The organism is Flavihumibacter sp. CACIAM 22H1, from assembly GCF_001601815.1.
Classification (GTDB): Bacteria; Bacteroidota; Bacteroidia; order Chitinophagales; family Chitinophagaceae; genus Flavihumibacter.
In genome coordinates this window covers 46,789-70,086 of record NZ_LUKG01000006.1, presented here as the reverse complement: position 1 = coordinate 70,086, position 23,298 = coordinate 46,789, and the positions used below count along the sequence as shown (strand labels likewise).

General features: G+C 45.4%; 26 protein-coding genes. 13 read left to right on the top strand and 13 right to left on the bottom strand.

Annotated elements, in window-relative coordinates; genetic code table 11:
* Positions 1-1,029: MFS transporter (locus tag A1D16_RS03285; RefSeq protein ID WP_290707790.1), on the bottom strand; the 1,029-nt coding region annotated here is incomplete at its 3' end.
* A 233-nt stretch (positions 1,030-1,262) separates the two neighbouring features.
* Between A1D16_RS03285 and A1D16_RS03280 the strand changes: the two genes are divergently transcribed.
* From A1D16_RS03280 to A1D16_RS03250, 7 genes are read left to right on the top strand one after another with little or no spacing between them, the layout of a single operon-like run.
* A complete protein-coding gene (locus tag A1D16_RS03280) occupies positions 1,263-3,002 on the top strand; it encodes a GMC family oxidoreductase (RefSeq protein WP_290707788.1) in 1,740 nt (579 codons plus the stop codon).
* A gap of 12 nt (positions 3,003-3,014) precedes the next feature.
* Complete coding sequence (locus A1D16_RS03275; RefSeq protein ID WP_290707786.1) at positions 3,015-3,674, top strand: gluconate 2-dehydrogenase subunit 3 family protein; 660 nt, start codon at positions 3,015-3,017, stop codon at positions 3,672-3,674.
* Between the two features lie 30 nt (positions 3,675-3,704).
* Positions 3,705-4,862: a Gfo/Idh/MocA family oxidoreductase gene (locus tag A1D16_RS03270; protein ID WP_290707784.1), complete on the top strand. Its 1,158-nt coding sequence runs from the start codon at positions 3,705-3,707 to the stop codon at positions 4,860-4,862.
* A 39-nt stretch (positions 4,863-4,901) separates the two neighbouring features.
* Positions 4,902-5,957, top strand: a complete 1,056-nt coding sequence (locus A1D16_RS03265) for a sugar phosphate isomerase/epimerase (protein WP_290707782.1) — start codon at positions 4,902-4,904, stop codon at positions 5,955-5,957.
* 10 nt (positions 5,958-5,967) lie between these two features.
* Complete coding sequence (locus tag A1D16_RS03260) at positions 5,968-6,357, top strand: c-type cytochrome (protein WP_290707780.1); 390 nt, start codon at positions 5,968-5,970, stop codon at positions 6,355-6,357.
* Between the two features lies 1 nt (position 6,358).
* On the top strand, positions 6,359-7,093 hold the full coding sequence (locus A1D16_RS03255; RefSeq protein ID WP_290707778.1) for a DUF1080 domain-containing protein: 735 nt from the start codon (positions 6,359-6,361) through the stop codon (positions 7,091-7,093).
* A gap of 52 nt (positions 7,094-7,145) precedes the next feature.
* The gene (locus A1D16_RS03250; protein ID WP_290707776.1) at positions 7,146-7,913 is read left to right on the top strand and encodes a ThuA domain-containing protein; all 768 of its coding nucleotides are present in this window, start codon (positions 7,146-7,148) and stop codon (positions 7,911-7,913) included.
* Positions 7,914-7,939: 26 nt separating this feature from the next.
* Here A1D16_RS03250 and A1D16_RS03245 read toward each other — a convergent pair whose 3' ends face one another.
* From A1D16_RS03245 to A1D16_RS03230, 4 genes are all read right to left on the bottom strand, one after another.
* The gene (locus tag A1D16_RS03245) at positions 7,940-8,821 is read right to left on the bottom strand and encodes a sugar phosphate isomerase/epimerase (protein ID WP_290707774.1); all 882 of its coding nucleotides are present in this window, start codon (positions 8,819-8,821) and stop codon (positions 7,940-7,942) included.
* Positions 8,822-8,945: 124 nt separating this feature from the next.
* Positions 8,946-9,413: a 30S ribosomal protein S7 gene (gene rpsG, locus A1D16_RS03240; RefSeq protein WP_290707772.1), complete on the bottom strand. Its 468-nt coding sequence runs from the start codon at positions 9,411-9,413 to the stop codon at positions 8,946-8,948.
* Between the two features lie 17 nt (positions 9,414-9,430).
* Entirely contained in the window at positions 9,431-9,817 is a 387-nt protein-coding gene (gene rpsL, locus A1D16_RS03235; protein ID WP_150846709.1) for a 30S ribosomal protein S12, read from the bottom strand.
* 63 nt (positions 9,818-9,880) lie between these two features.
* Positions 9,881-10,945: a branched-chain amino acid aminotransferase gene (locus A1D16_RS03230; protein ID WP_290707768.1), complete on the bottom strand. Its 1,065-nt coding sequence runs from the start codon at positions 10,943-10,945 to the stop codon at positions 9,881-9,883.
* 102 nt (positions 10,946-11,047) lie between these two features.
* On the opposite strand from A1D16_RS03230, the gene A1D16_RS03225 reads away from it, so the two are divergent.
* Genes A1D16_RS03225 through A1D16_RS03205 form a run of 5 tightly spaced genes read left to right on the top strand, consistent with a single transcriptional unit; the run spans position 11,048 to position 14,058 of the window.
* The gene (locus tag A1D16_RS03225) at positions 11,048-11,605 is read left to right on the top strand and encodes a hypothetical protein (protein WP_290707765.1); all 558 of its coding nucleotides are present in this window, start codon (positions 11,048-11,050) and stop codon (positions 11,603-11,605) included.
* A 20-nt stretch (positions 11,606-11,625) separates the two neighbouring features.
* The gene (gene rdgB / locus A1D16_RS03220; protein ID WP_290707763.1) at positions 11,626-12,213 is read left to right on the top strand and encodes an RdgB/HAM1 family non-canonical purine NTP pyrophosphatase; all 588 of its coding nucleotides are present in this window, start codon (positions 11,626-11,628) and stop codon (positions 12,211-12,213) included.
* Positions 12,210-12,761, top strand: a complete 552-nt coding sequence (locus tag A1D16_RS03215; RefSeq protein WP_290707761.1) for a sigma-70 family RNA polymerase sigma factor — start codon at positions 12,210-12,212, stop codon at positions 12,759-12,761. The genes rdgB and A1D16_RS03215 overlap by 4 nt, the downstream gene beginning before the upstream one ends.
* Positions 12,758-13,606 (top strand): hypothetical protein, encoded by an 849-nt coding sequence (locus A1D16_RS03210; protein WP_290707758.1) that lies wholly within the window; start codon positions 12,758-12,760, stop codon positions 13,604-13,606. Before A1D16_RS03215 ends, A1D16_RS03210 begins: the two co-directional genes overlap by 4 nt.
* 11 nt (positions 13,607-13,617) lie before the next feature.
* Complete coding sequence (locus tag A1D16_RS03205; RefSeq protein WP_290707756.1) at positions 13,618-14,058, top strand: acyl-CoA thioesterase; 441 nt, start codon at positions 13,618-13,620, stop codon at positions 14,056-14,058.
* Here A1D16_RS03205 and A1D16_RS03200 read toward each other — a convergent pair.
* The 3 genes from A1D16_RS03200 to A1D16_RS03190 are packed head-to-tail and all read right to left on the bottom strand — an operon-like array spanning position 14,055 to position 17,036.
* Positions 14,055-14,792 carry a shikimate dehydrogenase gene (locus A1D16_RS03200; RefSeq protein WP_290707755.1) on the bottom strand — a complete coding sequence of 246 codons (738 nt, stop codon included), beginning with the start codon at positions 14,790-14,792 and terminating at the stop codon, positions 14,055-14,057. The two genes, A1D16_RS03205 and A1D16_RS03200, sit on opposite strands and share 4 nt — an antisense overlap.
* The gene (locus A1D16_RS03195; RefSeq protein ID WP_290707754.1) at positions 14,792-15,562 is read right to left on the bottom strand and encodes a phosphosulfolactate synthase; all 771 of its coding nucleotides are present in this window, start codon (positions 15,560-15,562) and stop codon (positions 14,792-14,794) included. Before A1D16_RS03195 ends, A1D16_RS03200 begins: the two co-directional genes overlap by 1 nt.
* A 52-nt stretch (positions 15,563-15,614) precedes the next feature.
* Positions 15,615-17,036: a tetratricopeptide repeat protein gene (locus A1D16_RS03190; protein WP_290707752.1), complete on the bottom strand. Its 1,422-nt coding sequence runs from the start codon at positions 17,034-17,036 to the stop codon at positions 15,615-15,617.
* A gap of 146 nt (positions 17,037-17,182) precedes the next feature.
* Between A1D16_RS03190 and A1D16_RS03185 the strand changes: the two genes are divergently transcribed.
* Positions 17,183-17,569 carry a hypothetical protein gene (locus A1D16_RS03185; RefSeq protein WP_290707750.1) on the top strand — a complete coding sequence of 129 codons (387 nt, stop codon included), beginning with the start codon at positions 17,183-17,185 and terminating at the stop codon, positions 17,567-17,569.
* Positions 17,570-17,654: 85 nt separating this feature from the next.
* Here A1D16_RS03185 and A1D16_RS03180 read toward each other — a convergent pair whose 3' ends face one another.
* The 5 genes from A1D16_RS03180 to proC form a co-directional block, all read right to left on the bottom strand.
* Positions 17,655-18,311, bottom strand: coding sequence for a hypothetical protein (locus A1D16_RS03180; RefSeq protein ID WP_290707748.1), 657 nt, complete (start codon positions 18,309-18,311; stop codon positions 17,655-17,657).
* A 47-nt stretch (positions 18,312-18,358) separates the two neighbouring features.
* Positions 18,359-20,206, bottom strand: coding sequence for a membrane protein insertase YidC (gene yidC, locus A1D16_RS03175; protein ID WP_290707746.1), 1,848 nt, complete (start codon positions 20,204-20,206; stop codon positions 18,359-18,361).
* Between the two features lie 100 nt (positions 20,207-20,306).
* Complete coding sequence (locus A1D16_RS03170; RefSeq protein WP_290707744.1) at positions 20,307-21,953, bottom strand: CTP synthase; 1,647 nt, start codon at positions 21,951-21,953, stop codon at positions 20,307-20,309.
* Between the two features lie 240 nt (positions 21,954-22,193).
* Positions 22,194-22,373 carry a hypothetical protein gene (locus A1D16_RS03165; RefSeq protein ID WP_290707742.1) on the bottom strand — a complete coding sequence of 60 codons (180 nt, stop codon included), beginning with the start codon at positions 22,371-22,373 and terminating at the stop codon, positions 22,194-22,196.
* Positions 22,374-22,492: 119 nt separating this feature from the next.
* A complete protein-coding gene (proC, locus tag A1D16_RS03160) occupies positions 22,493-23,296 on the bottom strand; it encodes a pyrroline-5-carboxylate reductase (protein ID WP_290707740.1) in 804 nt (267 codons plus the stop codon).
* Positions 23,297-23,298: the final 2 nt, after the last annotated feature.

The window sequence follows — 23,298 nt, the reverse complement described above, 5'->3', positions numbered from 1 at the left end:
GGTGTAAATAGAAACCGCAAACATACCGGCTCCGCCCATCAGGTTCAGGCCCAAGGCACCTGATTTGGGAATATTTTCTGCTACAAAGCCCAACATGGTAGGCCAGAAATAACATACCCCGATACCAAAAATAAGTGCGGCAATATACAAGCTGCTACCCGTTACCGTACTCATCATATAAATGCCGATAGCCGCCATAATTGCAGACATCAATAATACGCCCTGTGGTGAAAAGCGATGTACAATGGGTTCAGCCAAACCACGGCCAACTACCATTACGCCCGTAGTGATGGTGAGGATTAAGATCGGGTTATCACTCACATTTCCTAAAAGTACTCCTACCCATTGCCCGGTAAAGAGCTCGGTAATGGCCGTACCAAACATGCAGATAAACATAAATATAAACAGGGGGCTCAATACAGATTTATACATTTCCCCCGTTGAAACACCCGAGGCAACCCGTTCTGTAACGGGGAAATCGAGCTTGGAAAACAGGTATCCATAAATCACGGTCGGAATCAGCATCATGCCCACCTGCACCTGCCACCCAATACCGAGCTTCTCGAACAAAAACACGATCAGTGTTCCGATAAAAATTCCACCCGGGAACCAAAGATGGAAATGATTGAGCTTGGTTGTTTTATTATCGGGGTACAAGGTTGCTACAAGCGGATTACAAGCCGCTTCGACCGTACCATTTGCAATGCCGATTAACAGTGTTGATAAAAATAATGTCCAGAAACCACCGGCAAATACGGTTAGCAAAATTCCGGCAAGGTGAAAAAGAAAGGCAATCAGCAAAAGTTTTTTCATGCCAATGCTGTCTACCACCATTCCCCCAATGACAACGGCAAGCGGGAAACCCCAGAAAGCAGTAGCTGCAATAGAGGCCAGTTCAGAAGCCCCTAAATTAAATTGTGTTCCTAATGTGCCCAGGATACCGGCACGAATTCCAAACGATAAAGATGTAACTAAGAGGGAAAGACAACTGGCTACAAACAGTTTGTTTCGATTGATGTTGGCTTGCATATCATTAAGGTTATTAACTATAGAGCAGTCATAAATTTATGGCTTTCATGGATATTTCAATCAGGGAATCGGCCAATGGTTAAAAAAAAGGAAATAACAGTTGTTAGGTTAAACAAATTTATCATATCCAAAACAGATGATTAAAGTATCCAAATCCCTCCGTATTTTCAGGCCGCTTTTGGTTTTATCCCCTAATTTTAACCCTCCTACTTAATTCAAATTGCAAGCAAACAATGGGCGAATTACAGATTAAAAAACAAACGGTAAAATACGATGTGGTTATTGTTGGTTCAGGTGCCGGCGGCGGAATGGCTGCTTACATGCTGGCCAAAGCCGGATTGAAAGTTTGTTTACTGGAAGCAGGGCCATTATACGATCCTGCCAAAAATATAACTCAGTTAAAAAATCCCTGGGAGTCTCCGCGCCGGGGCGCAGCAACACGTTTTCGCCCCTTCGGCGATTTTGATGCCTGTTACTGGGGATGGGATATTGATGGCGAACCCTATACCAAGGCAGCGGGTACCCAATGGGACTGGTTCAGAGCCAGAATGCTGGGTGGCCGCACCAACCACTGGGGCAGAATTTCGCTTCGGTTCGGACCGAAGGATTTTAAACGAAGAAGTATCGATGGTTTGGGAGAAGACTGGCCCATCAGTTATGATGATATTAAGCCCTATTATGACCGGGTAGACGAACTGATTGGTGTATTCGGTACCAACGAGGGACTGGATAATGATCCGGACGGCGTTTTCCTTCCGCCTCCCAAACCCCGGCTGCATGAACTGTTTATAAAAAATGCCGCAACCAAAGCAGGCGTTCGGGTAATCCCTTCGCGGATGTCTATGCTTACCAAACCTATTAATGATAAAAGAGGCGCCTGCTTCTATTGTGGCCAGTGTGGACGCGGATGCCAGGTATATGCCGACTTCTCTTCCTCTTCCGTATTGGTAAAACCAGCGCTTGAAACGGGTAATATTGACGTAATACCCAATGCCATGGCAAGGGAAGTACTTACCGACAAAGAGGGACTGGCGACCGGCATTTCCTACGTGAGTAAGGATGATATGATGGAATACCAGGTAAATGGCCGGGTAGTGGTACTGGCAGCCAGTGCCTGTGAAAGTGCCCGACTGATGCTGAACTCGAAATCGCAACGCCATCCGAACGGACTGGCAAACTCCTCGGATGTAGTAGGAAGATACCTGCACGATTCTACCGGTGCAGACATGGGTGGTGTATTACCACAGCTCTTTGATCGGAAACGCTACAACGAAGACGGTGTGGGCGGTATGCACGTATATTCTCCCTGGTGGCTGGATAACAAAAAACTGGATTTTCCCCGGGGATACCACATCGAATACTGGGGCGGACAAGGACAACCTGCTTATGGGTTTGGTATGGGTATTCAGAGCATGAATGGAAAATTCCTTGTACACGGAAAACAAAAAGAAGCAGGTGGCTATGGTGCTTCGTTGAAAGAAGACCAGCGCTTTTTCTATGGTGCATCCATCGGAATGGCAGGTCGTGGAGAAGCCGTTGCCTTCCGTCATAACAATTGCGAAATTGATCCAAATGTGGTGGATAAATACGGTATTCCTGTGCTGAAATTCAATGTAAAATGGAGCGAGCATGAAATCAATCAGGCAAAACACATGAAGGAAACCTTTAAGGAAATTATGCACTCCATGGGAGCCATTATTACCTGGGGAGGCGACGATGGTCCGGAAAATAATTACGGCCTGCACGCGCCGGGAAAAATCATTCATGAAGCAGGTACCGCAAGAATGGGCAACGATCCGAAAAACTCTGCCCTCAACAAATGGAACCAGGCGCATGATTGCAAAAACCTGTTTGTAGTAGACGGCGCCCCCTTTGTGTCACAGGCCGATAAAAACATAACCTGGACAATCCTGGCCTTGTCCATGCGCGCCAGCGACTATATTGTTGATCAGCTTAAAAAGAATAACCTGTAAAATTCCCCTGATATGGACAGAAGAAAATCACTCAAAGCAATTGCACTGGGAACCATTTCTACCGGACTTCTGCTGGATGCCTGTAAAGAAACAGACAAAAAAGCCGAACCCGCCAAAACCGAAGGAACTACAGGCAAAATTGACCGGATGCCGGAGGAAACCGAGCATTTCAATAAAATCAACGCGGAAAAATATTTTAATGCACACGAAATGGCAACGATCGCCCTTCTTGCCGATATCATTATTCCGAAAGACGAAGTCAGCGGCAGCGCAACAGATGCTAAAGTGCCTGATTTTATAGAATTCATTGTTAAGGATATGCCCGAGCATCAAACCCCTATGCGGGGAGGCTTGCGTTGGCTTGATTTACAATGCCTTCGCCAATTTGAAAAATCGTTTAAGGATTGCAGTGAGCAACAACGGATTGCCATGGTAGATCAGATAGCATATCCTAATAAAGCAAAAGCAGAAATGAGGCCCGGGGTAAATTTTTTCAACCTGATGCGAGACCTTACCTGTACCGGTTTTTATACCTCAGAAATCGGTGTTAAGGACATCGGTTACGCAGGTAATAAACCCAACCAGTGGAATGGAGTGCCAGAAGACGTATTGAAACAATACAACCTGGCCTACACCGAAAAAGAAAACAAGGAATGCGTCAGTTATAAATAAAAAGACGATCCGTTAATTAAATACGATTACATGGCGATTGCAAGAAAATTACGAATGGGCATGGTAGGTGGCAGCCTGGATGCTTTTATTGGCGCTGTTCATCGCATGGCAGCCTGGCTCGATGGTGAAATTGAGTTGGTATGCGGAGCCTTCAGCAGCAGTGCGGAAAAATCCAAAGCAACTGGCGCAGCCCTGCGCTTACCAGCTATTCGCAGTTATGCCTCTTACGAAGAAATGATCCGCACAGAAAAGGAATTACCCGCGGATCAGCGAATGGATTTCATAGCTATAGTAACGCCCAATCATATGCATTTCGGGCCGGCCAAACTAGCCATGGAAAACGGTTTTCATGTGGTTTTGGATAAGCCTGTCACGTTCACCTATGCAGAGGCAGTGGAACTGAAACAGGTGATCGAAAAAACCGGCGCACTGTTTTGTCTTACACATACCTATACCGGTTATCCTATGATCAAGGAAGCCCGGCAATTACTGGCAGCCGGAAAAATCGGGAAACTTCGCAAAGTGTATGTTGAATACCCACAGGGATGGTTAACCGAATTTAGAGAAGGTAGTAACTATAAGCAGGCTGCCTGGAGAACGGACCCCAAACGTAGTGGAATTTCGGGCTGCATGGGTGATATTGGCACCCATGCGTTCAATATGGCAGAATATGTAACCGGTTTGAAAGTAGAAGCTATTTGTGCTGACCTGCAGATAACCGTACCAGGCAGATTGCTGGATGATGATGGTTCTGTATTACTGCGGATGGAAAATGGCGTAACCGGCAACCTATTTGCCACGCAGGTTGCAGCAGGTGAAGAAAATAACCTGAAGATCCGTGTGTATGGAGAAAAAGGTGGCATTGAATGGAAACAGGAAGATGCCAATACCCTTCTGGTAAAATGGTTACACGAACCTACCCAGGTATACCGGGCCGGTTCTCCCTACCTCAGCAGTTTTGCTCAATTGGGAACCCGAACGCCTCCGGGGCATCCGGAGGGATACCTGGAAGCTTTTGCCAATATCTACCGGAACTTTGCATTTACTTTACAATGCCGACTCAATGAAACCGAACCCAAACAGGAGTGGCTCGATTTTCCGGGTATTGATGCCGGAATCCGGGGCATGCTATTCATCGAAAAAGTGGTGGAAAGCAGCCAGAGCGAATTAAAATGGACCACCCTCTGATTCACCCATTTACTATTCACTATTCACAAACACCCCTCCATGACAACACTAAAAGGTCCGGGTATATTTTTAGCCCAGTTTCTGGGCGATCAGGCCCCCTTTAATAACCTACAGTCTATTTGCCTGTGGGCAGAAGCACTCGGCTTTAAAGGCGTTCAGATCCCTACCTGGGATGCAAGATGCATTGACTTACAAAAAGCAGCCGAAAGTAAAACCTATGCCGATGAAATACGCGGCACGGTAGAAGAATGCGGGCTATCCATAACAGAATTATCGACGCATTTACAAGGACAGCTGGTGGCTGTACACCCGGCTTACAATGAACTATTTGACGGATTTGCTCCGGCGGCCGTTCATGGTAATGCAACAGCCCGTACCGAATGGGCAGTTCAACAACTAAAGTATGCAGCAAAAGCTTCGCAGAACCTGGGACTGAATGCCCATGCTACTTTCAGTGGTTCCTTGCTATGGCATACCGTTTATCCCTGGCCGCAACGGCCGGCCGGATTGGTAGAAACCGGTTTTAAGGAGCTGGCAAAACGATGGAAACCAATCCTGGATGTTTTTGATGAAAACGGGGTAGACCTTTGTTATGAAATACATCCCGGAGAAGACCTGCACGATGGGGTTTCCTATGAGCTGTTCCTGAAGGAAGTAAACAACCACGCCAGGGCCTGCCTGTTATACGACCCCTCCCATTTTGTATTACAATGCCTCGATTACCTCGACTACATAGATATTTATCACGAACGAATCCGCATGTTCCATGTAAAAGATGCGGAATTTAACCCCACAGGAAGACAGGGGGTGTATGGTGGTTACCAAAGCTGGATTAACAGGGCCGGACGATTCCGTTCATTGGGAGACGGACAGGTAGATTTCAGCAGCATCTTCAGCAAACTGGCTGCCTACGATTATAAAGGATGGGCCGTTATGGAATGGGAATGTTGCCTGAAACATCCGGAAGATGGTGCGAAAGAAGGTGCTATCTTTATACAGGATCATATCATCCGGGTCACGGAAAAAGCCTTCGACGATTTTGCCGGAACCGGATCCGATGAAGCATTCAATAAAAAGATTTTAGGTATTCAATAAACAAACAAACATGAAAAAGTATGTGATTTTGGCAGGCATTAGCGCCATCGCCTTTGCTTGTGGAAACCAGGCTGCGGAAGAGAAGAAAGCCGATGCTCCGGCTACAGAACAGGCGGCAACTGCAGGCCCTTCTGCAGACGAAGAAAAAGGAATTGAACTGATTGCAGGAAGCGATTGCCTTACCTGCCATAAAGTAAATGAAAAAGCAATTGGCCCCTCTTACCAGGATGTTGCTAATAAATACACGGCAAATGATGCAACAATTGCAGAACTGGCCGGAAAAATTATCAAAGGTGGCAGTGGCGTATGGGGAGAAGTACCTATGACCCCGCACCCGCAGGTATCGGAAGACGACGCAAAAACAATGGTAAAATATATCCTGTCATTAAAAACCAAGTAATATGATCCGCACACTCCTGGTTGGTTTGGCATTGATTGGTTCAGGTGCCTGCTCCAGCTCAAAAGAGCTGACAGCAGATAATACACTTTCCAAGAAAGAAAAAAAAGAAGGATGGGTATTACTATTTGACGGTACTACTACCAATGGCTGGCATACCTATGGTAAAAATGAAGTAGGCGCTGCCTGGAAAGTAGCCAATGGTACTTTGTACCTGGACGCCAGTAATAAAGCTGGCTGGCAAACGTCCGGCGGTGGTGATATTGTAACCAACGATGCTTTTGAGAACTACCACTTCAAAGTAGAATGGAAAATATCTCCCAAAGGAAACAGTGGTATCATCTTCAACATTAAAGACGACCGTTCAAAATACGAACATGTTTGGCATACCGGCATGGAAATGCAGGTTCTTGACAACGATGGCCATAATGATGGTAAAATTCAAAAACACCGTGCAGGTGATTTATACGACATCATTAAATCGTCTGTAGAAACAGTAAAACCAGTTGGAGAATGGAACCTGGCTGAAATTATTCAGAAAGATGGGCAGTTGGAATTAAAATTAAACGGAACCACCGTTGTAAAAACCACGCTCTGGGATGAGAACTGGAAGAACCTGCTGGCGAACAGCAAGTTCAGAAACATGGAAGATTTCGGAACTTTCCACAGTGGTCATATTGCCTTGCAGGACCATGGCGACAATGTATGGTATAAAAACATCAAAATCCGAAAGTTATAAAGAAAGGCTGCTTCGAAAGAAGCAGCTTTTTTTCATCTGAAACAATGAAATCATGAAATCATTGCATCTGCTATTCTTTTCTCCGGTACTTGCAGCGGCCTTATTACTGCAGGATGCTCCCCTACCCAGCCCAAAGGCAATAGGTTCCGGCAGTACCACCGTGCAGCAAAGCAGAAAATCCATACTGGTATTTTCTGCCACCCGGGGATTTCGCCATGCATCCATTCCGGATGGAATTAAGGCCATTCAGAAAATCGGAGCCCGTAATAATTGGGATATTACCGCAACGGAAGACAGTTTGGTTTTCAATGCTGAAAATTTAAAGAAATTCCATGCCATAGTATTACTCAATACCACTGGCAATGTATTTGGCAAAAACGAAGAAGCGGCCTTGCAGCAGTATGTTCGGAGTGGCGGCGGTGTAGCAGGTATTCATGCCGCAGCAGATTGTGAATATGAATGGCCCTGGTACAACCAACTGATAGGCGGTTATTTTGAATCGCATCCGGCTATACAAACAGCCAGTATCCTGGTAAAAGAAAAACACCCGGCTACAGCCCATCTTGGTTCCAACTGGCTCCATAAAGATGAATGGTACAATTACAAATCAGTATCACCAGCCATTAAAGTGTTGCTGGAGTTGGATGAAAAATCCTATCAGGGCGGAAAGATGGGCTCTTACCACCCAATTGCCTGGTACCAGGATTTTGATGGGGGAAAAATGTTCTATACCGGCCTCGGCCATACCAGTGAAGCCTACCAGGATGAGAAGTTTCTAATGCATGTGGAAAATGGAATCCGGGAAATAATGAAGAAGTGATTCGGTTAGAATCACTTCTTTATACCTTATACCAGGTTTCCTTTAATAAACCCAATGCTGCGCTGGATGCTTTTAATATAATCCGGTGCATAGTTGTTTTCCTGTTCAACAAAGAAATGCTTCAAGCCGGAGGTTTTAGCGGCCTTAAAAATCCGTTTCCAATCGATCGTTCCATTACCTATTTCGGTGTTTTGCGAACGATTGGCTTTATCCATGTCCTTTACATGCCACATCGGAACCCGCCCTTTTAATTTTGTAAAGAGCTGAACCGGATCCAGCCCGGCATACACAACCCAGTAGAGGTCTAATTCCCATTTAACCAGGTCGGCATCAGTTGCTGAAGTCATCAGATCGTACCCCGTTTGTCCGCCATGATTGGTAAACTCAAAATCATGGTTATGGTAAGCCAGCTGAATACCTGCTTTTTTGCAAGCTTCCCCGGCAATATTCAATTTTGCGGCAATCTTCTTATAATCATCCAGGTTGGCTCTTTTATCTCCGGGTAAATAGGGAATGGTAAGATAACTGCTCTTCATAGTAAGGGCTGCCTGGATATGTTCCTCTAATTCGGCCTTTCCCGCATCCTCTTCTGTGAATAAAAACTTGGACGGCATATAATGGCCACTTGGCACAGAGAGGCCCAAATTGGACATAAAAGAAGCAAGCTCTGCTACCGGAATTCCAAAGAATTTTCCACCGCCAAACCCATACAATTCCACCTCCTTATACCCTGCCGCCGCTACCTGCTCAATGGTAGATCGGGGGTCTTTGGCAACCAGGTCTCTCAATGTATACAATTGAATTCCTACAGATCGTAGCTTTTTCTCTGCAAATAACAAATCGGGTAAGGCTAAAGCAGCCGGGGTAAGCAGGGCAGCCTGCTTCAGGAAGCTTCTTCTGGTAGACATAGCATTCTGTTTTTGGGTAGTTATTATAGGACGATGAAAGTACGAAATATGTATAACCGACAGGCACAAAAAAAACCGGTCTGCCCAAGACAGACCGGTTACGAAAAGGTATGTTAGAATGTTGTTAGATGCGGAAATGTGAGAATGCCTTGTTTGCTTCAGCCATACGGTGTGTATCTTCTTTCTTTTTGAAAGCTCCACCTTCACCTTTGCTGGCAGCAACGATCTCATTCGCCAGCTTATCAGCCATACTACGGCCATTACGCTCACGACTGAAACGGATCAGCCACTTAATGCTTAAGGAAATTTTTCTATCCGGACGAACCTCAGAAGGAATCTGGAAGGTTGCACCACCGATACGACGGCTACGTACCTCAACAGCAGGCGTTACGTTGGCAATTGCTCTTTTCCAGATTTCATACCCATCTTCATTGGTGATTTTGCTCACCTTGTCAACGGCATCATAGAAAATTTCAAAGGCTACGCTTTTTTTCCCTTGCCACATGATATTGTTGACAAAACGGGTAACCAGTTTATCATTGTACCTGGCATCGGGCGCCAGAGGAAGTTTTTTGGCTTGTGCTTTACGCATCGGAGAACTATTTTATATTATTTTTTACCAGTTTGTTTGTCTCTCTTAGTTCCGTATTTAGAACGGCTCTGCTTTCTGTCTTTCACACCGGCTGTATCAAGGCTACCACGAACAATATGGTAACGTACACCTGGCAAATCCTTCACACGACCACCACGGATAAGAACAATCGAGTGTTCCTGCAGATTATGACCTTCACCCGGAATATAGGCGATCACTTCTACTTTATTAGTTAAACGAACCTTGGCTACTTTACGAAGTGCAGAGTTCGGTTTTTTTGGCGTAGTGGTGTACACACGGGTACAAACACCTCTGCGTTGAGGACAAGCATCCAGCGCTCTGGACTTGCTTTTTGCCTTGATGATTTCTCTACCTTTTCTTACTAATTGCTGAATTGTAGGCATTCTAACCTTATTTATTTGGGACGGCAAAGGTAGAACCCCTTACCGAAAAAACAAAATTAAATTCTAAACTTTCCACATCCACTGATGTAAATCAGCGGTTTTACCTTCCCTGATAGCCGTAAGGCGTTCTTTCACTTCTTTGGCAACAGGACTGTTATCAACATTAAAACTCATCTGAAACTCTTTGTATTTCAGTTCTTTCACCATGGAAATAACCGCTGCAGTACCAGTTCCGAACACTTCCTGCAATTGCCCTTTGCCATACGCTGCCAGCAATTCGTCGATATTAATCCGGCGCTCTTCCACTTTTAACCCCATCTCCTTTAATACCGTCAGCACACTATCGCGGGTTACCCCGTGCAGGATGGTGCCTTCTTCCAGGGAAGGGGTTACGGCGGTGCCATTGATGATAAAAAACACATTCATCATGCCTACTTCCTGCAGCCATTTATGTTCGAACGCATCGGTCCATAATACCTGGTCATAGCCTTGTTTCTGCGCTTCCGTCACAGCCAGCATGCTGCCTCCGTAATTACCCGCATTTTTCGCAAAACCAACACCACCCGGCGCAGCTCTTGTATAATGTTCCTCCACCAGAATTTTCATGGGAGCGGCGAAATACGGGCCGGTTGGACTCAGAATTATCAGGAACTTATAAGTGGCAGAAGGACGAACGCCCAACATGGTATCGGTCGCAAACATAAAGGGGCGGATATAAAGAGAGTGCTCCTTAATAGTCGGAATCCAATTCTTATCCAGGGAAATAAGCTTCCGCATTCCCTCCATAAAAAGTTCTTCCGGCACTTCCGGCATATTCATCCTGGCGGCTGAGGTATTGAAGCGGCGGTAATTATCGTAGGGGCGGAAAACAAACGCATTTCCAGCCTCATCCCGGTAGGCTTTAATTCCCTCAAAAATTGCCTGTCCATAATGAAGCGCGGCCAGGGAAGGATCCAAACTCAAGGGCTGGTAGGGCTTAATTTCAACCGATTTCCATTCACCATCAGCATATTCAGCCTCCAGCATATGATCTGTAAAATAGCGGCCAAAGGGGATATTTTCCAGTGGCGTTTCGTTCAGGCGGCTACGTTCAATTTTAGTAACCGATATATCAAATGCTGCAATCATATTTGGTACATTTGCTGCAAAGAAACAACGAATTTACTGGGTAACCAAACTACTCAGCCTAAATTACTAACAATTGTTAGCACTAAATTCCCGGAATTTTTCATGTCATTGAACTCTATTAAGCTTACCGGAACACAACTGGCCGGACTCTATTCCTCCAGTCTTGTTCTTACAGGTGACAGCGCCCGGCCATCAGGCGCCTTCCCCATTGCAGAAGCGCCCGCTCCCGGCCCCCATCCCGAAACAGCTCCTACACCGCCGCCGCCCATACAATTTCTCGGTCGGAACAGCCGGCGCTTTGTAGTGCTGGTTCACTACCCAGAGGCAGTGCATATTTCCGAAACGGCTTTTGAATTTCTGGGATCCGTGCTGAAAGCCTGCCAACTGAATGCAGCAGACATTGCTATTGTGAACCTGGCCAAACAAACTCCCGATCTGGCTCAACTGACCGAAGAACTGCTGCCCGAGCTTCTATTGAACTTTACCGGCATTGTTCCGGCCGGCCTCCCGGCCGATACGCCCCTGCTCAGCCCTACCCGCATAAATTCGGTAGCTTATATGATAGCGCCCGGCCTTGACCAGTTAAACCAGAGCAGTGAAGCTGTAAAACCGCTTAAACGACAACTATGGGAGGGCTTGAAAGCAATGCTTGGTATCTAACAACAAAACCTTAATCACCGATGGAGTTAATTTTTGCCACCAATAATCGTCATAAAATAGAAGAAATCCGGCCTTTATTACCGATTGATATTCAGTTAAAAACACTGGAGGAAGCAGGTATCGGGCAGGATATTCCCGAGCCTCATCCCAGTTTGGAAGAGAATGCCCGCGAAAAATCGGGTGTAATCCACCGCTTAACAGGAAGGAACTGCTTTAGCGAAGATACCGGATTGGAAGTGACTGCATTAAAGGGAGCCCCGGGTGTCAAAACCGCCCGCTTCGCGGGCCCGGATGCGAGCGCGGAAGAAAATATCCGGCTTCTATTGGAAAAGCTTGGGCAGGAAAAAGACCGAAGCGCCCGCTTCAGAACGGTCATTTCCTTAATTTTAGACGGAAAGGAATATCAATTTGAAGGAATTTGTGAAGGCAGGATCAGTGAACACCCCAGCGGAAACCGGGGATTCGGATACGACCCGGTGTTTATTCCGGAAGGTGCATCCCGGTGTTTCGCCGATATGTCGCTGGAAGAGAAACAGGTATACAGTCACCGCCGAAAAGCCACCGACCAACTGGTGGATTTTTTAGTAGAACAGGCAACCAAACTATGAATGATAGCGACTTAATCAAAGGTAGTATTGCAGGTGAACCTAAAATGCAGGAAGCACTTTACCGCAAGTATGCACCCAAAATGTATGCGGTATGCTTACGGTATGCCGGAAATAATGATGATGCCCAGGATTTGTTGCAGGAGGGTTTTATTAAAGTTTTCCGAAACCTGGACAAGTTCAGACACGAAGGCTCATTTGAAGGCTGGATGAGGCGTGTTTTTGTAAATACATCCATCGAGCAATACCGCAAAAAGGTGCACATGAACAGTATCTCGGACCAGGAAGAAAGAGGTATTGAAGATGCTTCCGTTTCTGTACTCGACCAGTTGGCCGAACGGGATATTGTGCAGTTGGTACAGGAATTATCGCCCGGTTATCGGGCTGTATTTAATTTATATGTGATTGAAGGATATTCACATAAAGAAATTGGCGAGCTCCTTTCCATAAGTGAAGGAACCAGCAAATCGCAATTGGCCAGGGCAAAAGCCATTTTGCAAAAAAAGGTTGCCGGCTTTTTAGGAGAACAACGTAAACAAGCCAACAAATGATGGATCCGCTGAGCAATAGAATGAACCAATGGGAGGCTAGTCCACCACCCGGCTCCTGGGAAATTGTATCCCGGGAATTAAAAGAAGTAAATGCCGAAAAAAGATTGGCCCTGCGTATGGAATCTATGGAAGCAACGCCACCAGCTGCTGCCTGGAGCACCATTGCAGCTGCTATTGAGAAGGAAACGCCGGTACCTGCTTTTAAACGGGGCGATGTTCCGGTTCGCCCGCTCTTTCCCTACCTGGTCCGTTATGGTGCGGCGGCAGCGGTTATTGGTTGTATCGTCTGGCTGGTCAGCAGCCGGTCCTTTTCAGGGGCCGATGAATTAACCACGGCAGCCCTTCCCATTCCGGCAGAAAAAGCAGCACCGGCCCTTCCACCCGGGGTTAACAGCCCCGCCGAAAACACCGTTTTTACCGATTCGGCTCCTGTCGAGTCCAATGTCGGGCCAGCGCTTCCCGGCAACAGGCCCGGCCGCTCCTCCAAACGAAAAGATCCAGGCTATTCAATGGTTAAAAGGCTGGCCCTTTATGCTGCTCATCAAAGCAGTAACTGGCAGCAGGAAATTTCCAGGCAAATGAATTTTTCTTCCCTGCAAAGCCTTCCGGTTCAACAAAGAGATTTGCGGTATATCCGGGTTGCTTCGCAAAACGGAAACCAGGTTCGCCTTTCGGCAAAATACGCGCCTGTATACTATGAGCTTACCAATACCAACGAATCTTATAATGCCCTGAATCATCCCTTTAGCAGCATTGAAAAACAGTTGCTGCAATCACATTACATACCCGATCCGGGAAACCTGTTCGACCTGCTCCATTTTAAAGAAATCCTGGAGGAACAATAAGCATTTTCACCATGGCAAGAATTAAGCTGGCAATGCCCCCTGATTTTCATTTTGAAACAGCGATACCGGTTCGTATAACCGATTTGAATTACGGCGGTCATGTGGGCAACGATACCATTTTAAGCATGCTTCATGAAGCCAGGATTCAATTTTTGCGCAAAGCCGGCTACACTGAATTGAACATGGAAGGAGTTGGCCTGATAATGAGTGATGCAGCAATCGAATTCCGGCAGGAATTATTCTATGGAGATACGGTTCTGGTAAAACTGGCAGCCACCGAATTCAGCCGCGTGGGATTTGAACTCTATTACCAGTTGGAAAAGCAGGGACCTGATAAGCCCGTATTGGTGGCATTGGCCAAAACGGCCATGGTTTGCTATAACTATACAGCCAAAAAAGTTGCCGCATTGCCGGTACGCGCCAAAGAAGAATTAACCAGGCAGCCGCTTTAGTCCGAATTCCAGATCTTCCAGCCTTCTTCTGCCTGTATCAGTAGCATGTCCTTCCCATTTTCAATGATAGCCCCCCTGTCTTTCCCGTTGGTGAGAAAAGCTGTTTCGGCAGGATTATACACCAAATCATACAAATAATGGCGGGGGGTGATGCTGTCATACTGCATCGGCGGACAGGTTGTTATATCCGGAAACATTCCAAGCGGTGTTGTGTTGATCCACAACCTGGCAGCTTGCTGTTCCGAAAAGCTCAGTTCTGCATAGGTTTTACTGCCCGTCGACGGATCTGCTTTCCGGCTCACCAGGGTAAAAGGTATGCCGAGTTTTTCCAAAACATATTGAACTGCCTTGGAAGCGCCACCGGTTCCCAATACCAATGCCCTGTTATGATCGGTATCGAGCGATTTCAGGAGCGATTGTTCAAACCCGACCACGTCCGTATTAAAACCTTCCAGCACACCATTTCGAATGCGGATGCAATTGCAGGCGCCGGTTTTTTTTACGACCTCGGATTGCTTGTGTAAAAAAGGAATAACCGCTTCTTTATAGGGAATAGTTACATTGATGCCTTCCAGTGCTGGTTGCTGGGCCAGCAAGCCGGAAAATTGCTCAATGGAAGAAATCGGATAGTTTTCATACAACGCCTCCACACCTTCCTTTTCAAATTTTTCGGTGAAATATTTTTTTGAAAAAGAATGACTAAGTGGATAGCCGATTAATCCGAATAACCGCATCAGGCCATTTCTTTATTCAGGAAAAGATGGAATGTATCTCCCCGTAAACCTACCCGCATGGCTTCCAGCGAAATCATTTCGGAGGGGGCAATATTTCCCAGGTTTACATTACAGCCAATCAGTTCTATAAAGTAGAGTTGCTGTGCTTTTTGCGGTGCTTCCCAGATAATTTTTTCTTCAGGTATCTGGGTCAGGATTTCCTGTACCAATCCTTCCCGTACTTCCCCACTTCCCCTGTAAATGCCCACATTACCTGCTTCCCTGGCTTCCGCAATAACATAGCTTGATCCGGCTTCCAATTCCGCCCGCATCAGTTCTATCCACTTATAAGGCGGGATGATATGTGCTGCATCCTTGCTGCCCACTTCGCTCAAAACCGTGCCATGCTTGGTCAATTTCTCTATATAACCGCATTTTTCTGCATGTGGAATGGTAATCGACCCGTCGCTTACTTCCATATAATCAATTGCATAATCTTTGCAGACGGCAATAAAATCTTCAAACTGATTACGGATCAGGAAGGCTTCGAATAGGGTACCCCCGAAGTAAACGGGCAGGTTGAAGGATTTATAAACTTCTATTTTTTCCCGGAGATTAGGGGTAACAAAGGAGGTTCCGAATCCCAACTTTATAATATCTACGTGCGGGTGGGCTACACTGAGGAAATTTTTTGCTTCTTCAATACTCAGCCCCTTATCCATAACCATGGTAATTCCGCTCTTACGGGGTTTGGCTACCCGTTCCGGAATCTGCGATAAGTTAAAATTCATTTACACTTTTTTTTGTAGAGAAACCGCGCAAAAATAGGAAACAGCCGCCACATTATGCTTTTCCTGATTTCCGATGTCTTGCCAGGAGGTCAACTACCAGCTGATTTTGCAGTATAGTAGGGTGTAGCGCCACAAATTCCTTTAACTGTTTGGGCGCTTTCTGAAGCCCTCGTTCGAGGTAGAGCAGGGCTTCCTTGGATTTACCCAACGCAAAGAGGATGGCACTTTTATAGTAAATGAACAAGGGTTTACCGTCGGTATGCTGCAGGGCAGCCATCACCTGTTCCATTGCCTCCTCGTAAAACTTATTCAGGTACAAACACCGGATCAATGCCTCCCAGCCCTGCACACTTTTAGGACGCGACCGTACCACATTGGAAAAATAAAAGATCGCATCCCTCGTTTCTCCCAGTTGAACTTTACACTCTCCCATAGCAAGGTTAAATTCAGGAACCGATTTATGGATCTGCATCGCTGTTTCCAGTTGTTTTACAGCCTGGGGCCATTGTTCTTCATTAATATAGGTACAGGCAATTTTGTAGTATAATTTGCTGTCGTCCGGATTCAGGTGAACAGCTTTACGGTAATAAATCCGTGCCTGCGCATAGTTCTTAAGTTTATCATAGCAATGCCCAATTGCCTCAAAAATTACATCTTCTGGCCTGGATAGTTCCAGCACTTTCTCCAATACGTCAATAGCCTCTTTGAATTTACGAAGGCGGATATAGGCATCGCCCATATTGCGGTAGGCATAGTCAAATTTCTCATCTATAGTAATAGCGTATTTATAGGCATCGATTGCTTTTTCATAAAGTTTGAGCCCCTGGTAGGCGGCAGCCAGGTTAAACCAGGCCAGTTCATTGTAGGGGTGTTCATCGAGAATTTTCTGGTGCAGGCGTATACTTTCTTCATTTCGTCCGGTAAAATCTGTCCAGAAACAGATTTTGTATAGCGCTTCCTCATTGGTAGGCTCCTGTTCCAGGATTAGTTGGAGACAATCAAAAATCTTTTCAAACTGTTCGTAATCGTCGTAGACATCTGCCAGTTCAAAAAGCAGTTCAATCCGCTCTTCCCCTTCAAATTCCTGCAATGCATTCTCTAGCAGATGAATTGCTTTTTCCTGCTCATCCAGGGCAAGGTAGGCGTCGGTACGAAGTATGTATAGATCAATATCTCTGCTATCCAGCAATTCTGCCAGGTCCAGCACATCCAGTGCATCCCGGTATTTACGGGTAGCAATGAGGATATCCGCTTTGCGGAAAAGCAGTGCAGAAGAGTAGGGAAACTGCTCTACCCCCATGTCGCAGGCTTCCTGCGCTTGGGCCAAATCTTCTTTCTCATCAAAATAATTAATGATTTTTTCGAAGGATTCCTCATCGAGAAAGCTGCTGGAACGGCCGGATTTCCTGTCGTTATACAACCTCAATAATTCCTCCATATCCTCTTTATCCTGTCGAAAGGGGTATTCTTTCATGAATGATAGGTTCTCCTAATTTACCTTAAACAAAAAAAAATTCCAAGTTTCTGTAACATTTTTTATAAACGAGCGTTAAATAGATTATAAAGTTTGTGACGAATGGTTAGGAATTGTCCAAATTTTTTGTTTATTTTTGTACTAATATGTTGTTAAACCTCCATACAAGAATCTCTAAACACGGTAGAAAACTGCTGGCGGCAGCGGTTTTACTAGGAATTACCGGTTTAGCGGTTGCCAGTATGGGAGGGGAGAAAAAAGCCAAAAAAACAGCCAGCAAACCAACTGAACATTTTGTTCCGATTAAAACCACTACTGGTTTTACATTGAAAGCAGGCCCTTCTTACAAAGGAAGTTTAGGCTTTTCGACTACGAAAATTAACCAGAATCAGCTGAGTGTGAACACCCTGGTTACCTATCAAAAAGGGAATACCACTTACATTATGCCGTATAGCAGTCGCATTACAATTGGTAAAACAACGGCTTGTAACAGTACGCAGATGTTGAACCTGAAGTTGCGGATGCACAAATAATTTTTCCCCTATTAAAAGAACTTCTTGCTGCTGCTCCGAATGGAGCATTTTTTATTCCCCCTTGTCCTTCTTCATTCCCCTCCCCCTAATTCCTCCTCCCCTTCTTACTCTCCTCATAACTCATTTCACGAAAACCTGATTTGGGGATATCGAATTTCGAAACTGGTACCGGGTTCAGAGACACCTGGGCTACTACGTATTTAATGGTAAGTTTACCTTGTTGTAATTCATATTCAAGGGGTAAGCCCCGAAGATTTGTAAACTGGGAGTTATAGTGGTTGTTTTCCGGTTGTAATTCTTCGGTATAATACACGGTGAACGTTGACCCGTCCTTCAAAGAAGCCACCGCTTTTTTACAGGTATACCCTGCCAATTGTTTGGTTTCGTCGGTTGTAGTAAAACTGATTCCTTCGTACCGGCGATTTTTATCCTTCCAGTCCTCTGCCGTCATCCGGATCAGGACTTTTTGTCCGCCCACTTCCTGTAGCACTACCGCACTGCCGGTTCGGGCATCGTGTATGGTCGTAAAACTTGCCAGGGCGCTTTGCATCTCTGACCGGCTCAGTCCACCTTTCAGGTAAACGGTGGTGGTTGCACCGTCGAACGCATCCGCCAGTTTGGGTTCAGCGGTTCCGGTAGTAATAACCGCATCGTAAACGATGGTAAGGTCTGAAACTCTTTTTTGCGCCTGGATTCCGGTAAAGCAGAAGAGGCCCAGGAGGCTAAGAAATGCTATTTTCATGTTGATCTTGCTGTAAATCAGACGGAAAATAACCATTTTTAGTTGGCTTATTTGCCTTTTTTCTGCATTTCCTGCACACGCTTCTGCGTTTCCTGCATTTGTTCCATTTTTTCCTGCCATTTTGATTTGCTCTTCGGTTTAGCTCTATTGGCTGCTAACTGCGCTACAATTTTATCGTGATCGATAATATAATTTTGAATCACCCACTGTAATGCCAGGGTAATCAGGTTGGAAACCGTATAATACCAGGTAAGGGCCGATGGAAGCCGGTTAAAGAAGAAGAGCAACAATACCGGGAAGAAATAAGGCATGTATTTCAACATCGGATTATTCTGATCCGGTGTCATATTCATATTATACAGGGAGATCAGGAAACTGGTAATAACAGCCGTAAGGGTAAACAGGCTGATATGATCACCAAACCAGGGAATCTTAAACGGCAGTTGGGTGATTACATCGTAGGTCGACAAATCAGCGGCCCAGAGGAAGGATTCTCCCCGCAGGTCAACAAAAGAGTTAAAAAAGCTATACAATGCAAAGAAGATCGGGATCTGCAGTAAAGCGGGAATACATCCGCCCAGCGGGTTAACGCCGGCCTCCCGGAACAACTTCATTTGCTCCATCCCAAATGTCTGCTGATCATCGCCATATTTTGCTTTAAGTGCATCTATTTCAGGGCGCAATGCCTTCATTTTAGCGCCACTCAGATAACTTGAGTACACCAGGGGAGATGTAATCAGCCGGATAAAGATGGTCAGCAAGGCAATAACCAACCCAAATGAAACAAAATATTTTTTGATAAAATCAAAAACGGGCATTACAATGTACTGGTTGATGGGTCGTACAAAAGCATAGGGTCCCTGTCCAAGATTTACAATCTTATCCATTTTTTCTACCCCGATATTGCGCAGAATTTTATAGTCGTTCGGACCAAAATAGAACTGAAGCGGAATAGTGGCCTGGGTACCTGCGGGCAGTTTCTTTTCAAAACTGGCTTTGGTAGCAACAATTAAACGAGCACTATCTTCTTTGGGAGTTGTCCAGTCAAATTTTGCTTTGTCAAATTTGTCTTTATTAATGAGGGTAGCATTAAAAAAGCGCTGTTTGATACTTGCCCAATGAACCGTATTTTCAAAGCTTTTCTGGTTATTGGACATCAGGTTAAAATAGTCGTATTCTCCATCTTCTACCAGAATAAGCTGGGATTGTTCTCTTTCGTACCTGGCATCTTTTTCTTGCTGCTGCGCTGCTACATTCCATTGCAACTGGAAATTCTGCTGGGCAATCATAGAAGTGGTTCCGTTAAGCCGAATCGTAAAGTCGATTAAATAGGAACCAGGTTTGATGATGTATTCCTGTTGAATGGATTCACCCGCGTTACCGGCCGCTTCATATACCACAATATGGTTGCCATTGGCATCCTGCTGGGCAGACTTGAGTTGAAAAAACAACTCAGCAGAAGGGGTACTTTGATTGGTGGCTGTTAGTACGGGGTAACTAAACTGATCACTTCCGTCTTCAATTATTGATACCAGGCTACTGTCTGCCCGGTTGTATTTTTTCAGTTCTACCTGAACCGGTTGCCCTCCCTTATTACTGAATCGTACTTTCAGCAGGTCTGTTTCAACGGTATGAAAGCCTTCTGAACCAGCCAGGTGCCTGGCCCATCCGGTAGCATTGGAATCAAGTACCTGGGCAGAAGCCGCAATGCTGTCTTTTGCCTTGGCCTGGGCAGCTTGTTGTTTAACCAGTTCAATTTTTGCCAGGGAATCTTCCTGACGGAGGCGTTGGGCTTCTAATTCCCTGCTATTCTTGGAAGAAATAAACAGATAAACAAATAAAAGAACCCCCAACAGCACAAAACCGATTATCGTATTCCGATCCATACTTTGCATCCAGTAATATTTTTAAGAGTTGCGAAGATAAAGGAAAAGGTGGCTGAATAATATTGCGTCTATAGTGAATAGTAAATGGTAAACCGGCGGTTCCCTTTTCCTAAATCATTTCATTTTGAAGCAAAGGGTTGCGTACCGCATCCTTTTTTTCCGCGTATTCTTTGGCGGCTTTTACAAAATGAACAAATACCGGCTGAGGATTTTCCACCGTACTTTTTAGTTCAGGGTGATATTGAACGCCCAAAAAGAAGGGATGGTTGGGTAATTCCACGATCTCCACGAGCCCGCTTTCCGGATTTTTACCACTGGCTACCAGTCCGGCAGCTTCGAAATCAGCGAGGTATTTATTATTAAACTCCCAACGGTGACGATGCCGTTCTGAAATCTGGGTAGCACCATAGATCTGATGGGCCAGGGTACCTTCGGTAATCTGGCAGGGGTAGGCTCCGAGGCGCATGGTTCCTCCCTTGGCGGTAACCGATTTCTGCTCTTCCATTAAATCGATAACCGGACGATTGGTAGCCGGATCCATTTCCGTGGAATGCGCTTCCGGCCAGTTAAGTACATTTCTTGCAAATTCAATTACACTCATCTGCATGCCCAGGCAAATTCCAAAAAATGGTAATTTCTGTTCACGGGCATATTTTACTGCTGTTATTTTTCCTTCAATACCCCGGTGTCCGAAACCTGGTGCAACCAGTAAACCATCCAAATGCCCCAGTTTTTCCTCCACATTTTCATCGGTAATGAACTCACTGTGAACATTGACAATATTTACCTTACACTCATTCATTGCTCCAGCATGAATAAATGCTTCCAGGATGGACTTATACGCATCCTGTAATTCTATATACTTCCCGATAAGCCCGATCGTTACCTTGCTCTTGGGATATTTTAGCTTATCGAGGAATTCTTTCCATTTAGATAATTCCGGCTCTGAATACTGGGTGATATTCATCTTTTTCAGACAAATCAGGTCTAGCTTTTCCCGCATCATGGCCAGGGGCACTTCATAGATGGTAGGTGCATCCGCGGCTTCAATAACAGCCTCCTTTTTTACATTGCAAAACAGGGCTATTTTCCGCTTTATTTCAGGCCCCAGCGGTTCTTCTGTACGGCATACAATTACATCGGGATGAACGCCTTCCTGGCTTAACATCCGAACACTGTGCTGGGTGGGTTTGGTCTTAAGTTCCTTCGCTGCTTTCAGGTAAGGTATCAGGGTGAGATGTACTACCACACAATCTTCTTCCGGTAACTCCCATTGTAACTGGCGAACTGCTTCTATAAAAGGCAGGCTTTCAATATCCCCGACAGTTCCCCCGATTTCCGTAATTACAATATCAAATCCCCCCTGCCCCAACAACAGCATACGACGTTTGATTTCATCGGTAATATGCGGAACTACCTGTACTGTTTTGCCTAAATAAGCTCCGTCTCTTTCTTTATTGATAACGGTCTGGTATATACGCCCTGTGGTAACATTATTCGCCTGGCTGGTGAAGATGTTCAGAAAGCGCTCATAATGCCCGAGGTCGAGGTCGGTTTCCGCACCATCTTCTGTTACATAACATTCTCCATGTTCGTAAGGATTCAGTGTTCCAGGATCCACGTTGATATAGGGATCAAATTTCTGGATTGTTACAGATAACCCTCTTGCCTGCAACAGTTTTCCAAGTGATGCAGCAATAATTCCTTTACCCAGGGAAGAAGTTACTCCACCTGTAACAAAAATGTACTTGGCCATATCGGTTCAATTTCAAATTTTAATCATTACCCCTGGGTTCTAAAAAAATAATAACACCCCAGACCAATTGGCCAGTTGTGCTAGAAAACATACAAAATCATTTATTGTGAACCAGGTTGATGTGACCTTGCGGAAAATTGCAATATGTTCATCCGGGAGGTCATGCAAAGATAGGATAAAAAGACAATAGGCACCCGGAATCCCGGATGCCTATTTTTTCCTTTTGGTGATTATTGCTTATTATTTGATCGTCAGCTGCGAAACAGCAGACGGTTGAATCGGAGTGGCTTTTATAAAGGCTGAATGATTACGTTTCAACAAGATTTCTTTAATTTTTTCCGCCTGATCTTTATTTGCGTGTATGACCACGATGGCTAAAATCTCTACAAAAAGGATCCATACACTTAAATTTCGCTTCATACTATTAGATTCTGGGTTGTTCACAGGTTTAGGAAAGGCGAAGGTATAAAAAAATTCCTAATATCTAGGGGAAATCCCTTATACCCGCTGATTTAATAAACGAACATTTGAATCAAATATTATTTATCTGCCTGAATTTTCACATAACTGGCTGATATCCCTTTAATAAGGGATGAGCTGAAACCCTGGTGTTCCATTTCATTAAGCCCGGCAATCGTACAGCCCTTAGGGGTGGTTACCTTATCAATTTCATATTCCGGGTGGGTACCTTTCTGCAAAAGCAGTTCTGCGGCTCCTTTAACCGTTTGGGCAGCTATAAGGCTGGCCGTTTTAGCATCAAACCCGATTTCTATACCCCCCTGGATATTTGCCCTGATATACCGCATGGCATACGCTGTTCCGCAGGCCCCCAAAACGGTAGCTGCGTCCATAAGTTTTTCATCAATGGCCACCACCCTTCCTACCTGGTTAAACAGCTCCAATACCCATTCGACCTGTGCCTGGCTGGCTCCGGAATGGCTGATACAGGTCATACTTTCCCGGATGGCAACTGCTGTATTAGGCATGGCTCTGAACAAAGCCGGTGAGTTAGCTATGCCTATTTCCGACCGCATTTCCTGCATGCTTACTCCGGTTACTACGGATATCAGCAATTTATCACTGGTTAATGCAGGTGCTATTTCACGGATCACTTCTTTAATCTGGAAGGGCTTTACGGCCAATAGAATCACTTCACTGCCGGCGGCTGCGGCCAGGTTATCGCTGGTGATCTGCATCCCTTTTTGTTGGAGAGGCTGTAGCAGGGTGGTTGTTCGGCGGGTAACTGTAATCTGTGAGGGGGATAAAAATCCCCCTGCCGTTAATCCTTCTGCAATGGAGATACCAAGGTTTCCCCCGCCGATTATGGCTATGGTTTTGCTCATAT

What these genes read in the sequence shown, in the direction of transcription:
- A1D16_RS03280 (WP_290707788.1), top strand. Translation starts at nt 1,263, where the DNA reads ATGGGCGAATTACAGATTAAAAAACAAACGGTAAAATACGATGTGGTT.
- A1D16_RS03275 (WP_290707786.1), top strand. Translation starts at nt 3,015, where the DNA reads ATGGACAGAAGAAAATCACTCAAAGCAATTGCACTGGGAACCATTTCT.
- A1D16_RS03270 (WP_290707784.1), top strand. Translation starts at nt 3,705, where the DNA reads ATGGCGATTGCAAGAAAATTACGAATGGGCATGGTAGGTGGCAGCCTG.
- A1D16_RS03265 (WP_290707782.1), top strand. Translation starts at nt 4,902, where the DNA reads ATGACAACACTAAAAGGTCCGGGTATATTTTTAGCCCAGTTTCTGGGC.
- A1D16_RS03260 (WP_290707780.1), top strand. Translation starts at nt 5,968, where the DNA reads ATGAAAAAGTATGTGATTTTGGCAGGCATTAGCGCCATCGCCTTTGCT.
- A1D16_RS03255 (WP_290707778.1), top strand. Translation starts at nt 6,359, where the DNA reads ATGATCCGCACACTCCTGGTTGGTTTGGCATTGATTGGTTCAGGTGCC.
- A1D16_RS03250 (WP_290707776.1), top strand. Translation starts at nt 7,146, where the DNA reads ATGAAATCATTGCATCTGCTATTCTTTTCTCCGGTACTTGCAGCGGCC.
- A1D16_RS03245 (WP_290707774.1), bottom strand. Translation starts at nt 8,821, where the DNA reads ATGTCTACCAGAAGAAGCTTCCTGAAGCAGGCTGCCCTGCTTACCCCG.
- rpsG (WP_290707772.1), bottom strand. Translation starts at nt 9,413, where the DNA reads ATGCGTAAAGCACAAGCCAAAAAACTTCCTCTGGCGCCCGATGCCAGG.
- rpsL (WP_150846709.1), bottom strand. Translation starts at nt 9,817, where the DNA reads ATGCCTACAATTCAGCAATTAGTAAGAAAAGGTAGAGAAATCATCAAG.
- A1D16_RS03230 (WP_290707768.1), bottom strand. Translation starts at nt 10,945, where the DNA reads ATGATTGCAGCATTTGATATATCGGTTACTAAAATTGAACGTAGCCGC.
- A1D16_RS03225 (WP_290707765.1), top strand. Translation starts at nt 11,048, where the DNA reads ATGTCATTGAACTCTATTAAGCTTACCGGAACACAACTGGCCGGACTC.
- rdgB (WP_290707763.1), top strand. Translation starts at nt 11,626, where the DNA reads ATGGAGTTAATTTTTGCCACCAATAATCGTCATAAAATAGAAGAAATC.
- A1D16_RS03215 (WP_290707761.1), top strand. Translation starts at nt 12,210, where the DNA reads ATGAATGATAGCGACTTAATCAAAGGTAGTATTGCAGGTGAACCTAAA.
- A1D16_RS03210 (WP_290707758.1), top strand. Translation starts at nt 12,758, where the DNA reads ATGATGGATCCGCTGAGCAATAGAATGAACCAATGGGAGGCTAGTCCA.
- A1D16_RS03205 (WP_290707756.1), top strand. Translation starts at nt 13,618, where the DNA reads ATGGCAAGAATTAAGCTGGCAATGCCCCCTGATTTTCATTTTGAAACA.
- A1D16_RS03200 (WP_290707755.1), bottom strand. Translation starts at nt 14,792, where the DNA reads ATGCGGTTATTCGGATTAATCGGCTATCCACTTAGTCATTCTTTTTCA.
- A1D16_RS03195 (WP_290707754.1), bottom strand. Translation starts at nt 15,562, where the DNA reads ATGAATTTTAACTTATCGCAGATTCCGGAACGGGTAGCCAAACCCCGT.
- A1D16_RS03190 (WP_290707752.1), bottom strand. Translation starts at nt 17,036, where the DNA reads ATGAAAGAATACCCCTTTCGACAGGATAAAGAGGATATGGAGGAATTA.
- A1D16_RS03185 (WP_290707750.1), top strand. Translation starts at nt 17,183, where the DNA reads ATGTTGTTAAACCTCCATACAAGAATCTCTAAACACGGTAGAAAACTG.
- A1D16_RS03180 (WP_290707748.1), bottom strand. Translation starts at nt 18,311, where the DNA reads ATGAAAATAGCATTTCTTAGCCTCCTGGGCCTCTTCTGCTTTACCGGA.
- yidC (WP_290707746.1), bottom strand. Translation starts at nt 20,206, where the DNA reads ATGCAAAGTATGGATCGGAATACGATAATCGGTTTTGTGCTGTTGGGG.
- A1D16_RS03170 (WP_290707744.1), bottom strand. Translation starts at nt 21,953, where the DNA reads ATGGCCAAGTACATTTTTGTTACAGGTGGAGTAACTTCTTCCCTGGGT.
- A1D16_RS03165 (WP_290707742.1), bottom strand. Translation starts at nt 22,373, where the DNA reads ATGAAGCGAAATTTAAGTGTATGGATCCTTTTTGTAGAGATTTTAGCC.
- proC (WP_290707740.1), bottom strand. Translation starts at nt 23,296, where the DNA reads ATGAGCAAAACCATAGCCATAATCGGCGGGGGAAACCTTGGTATCTCC.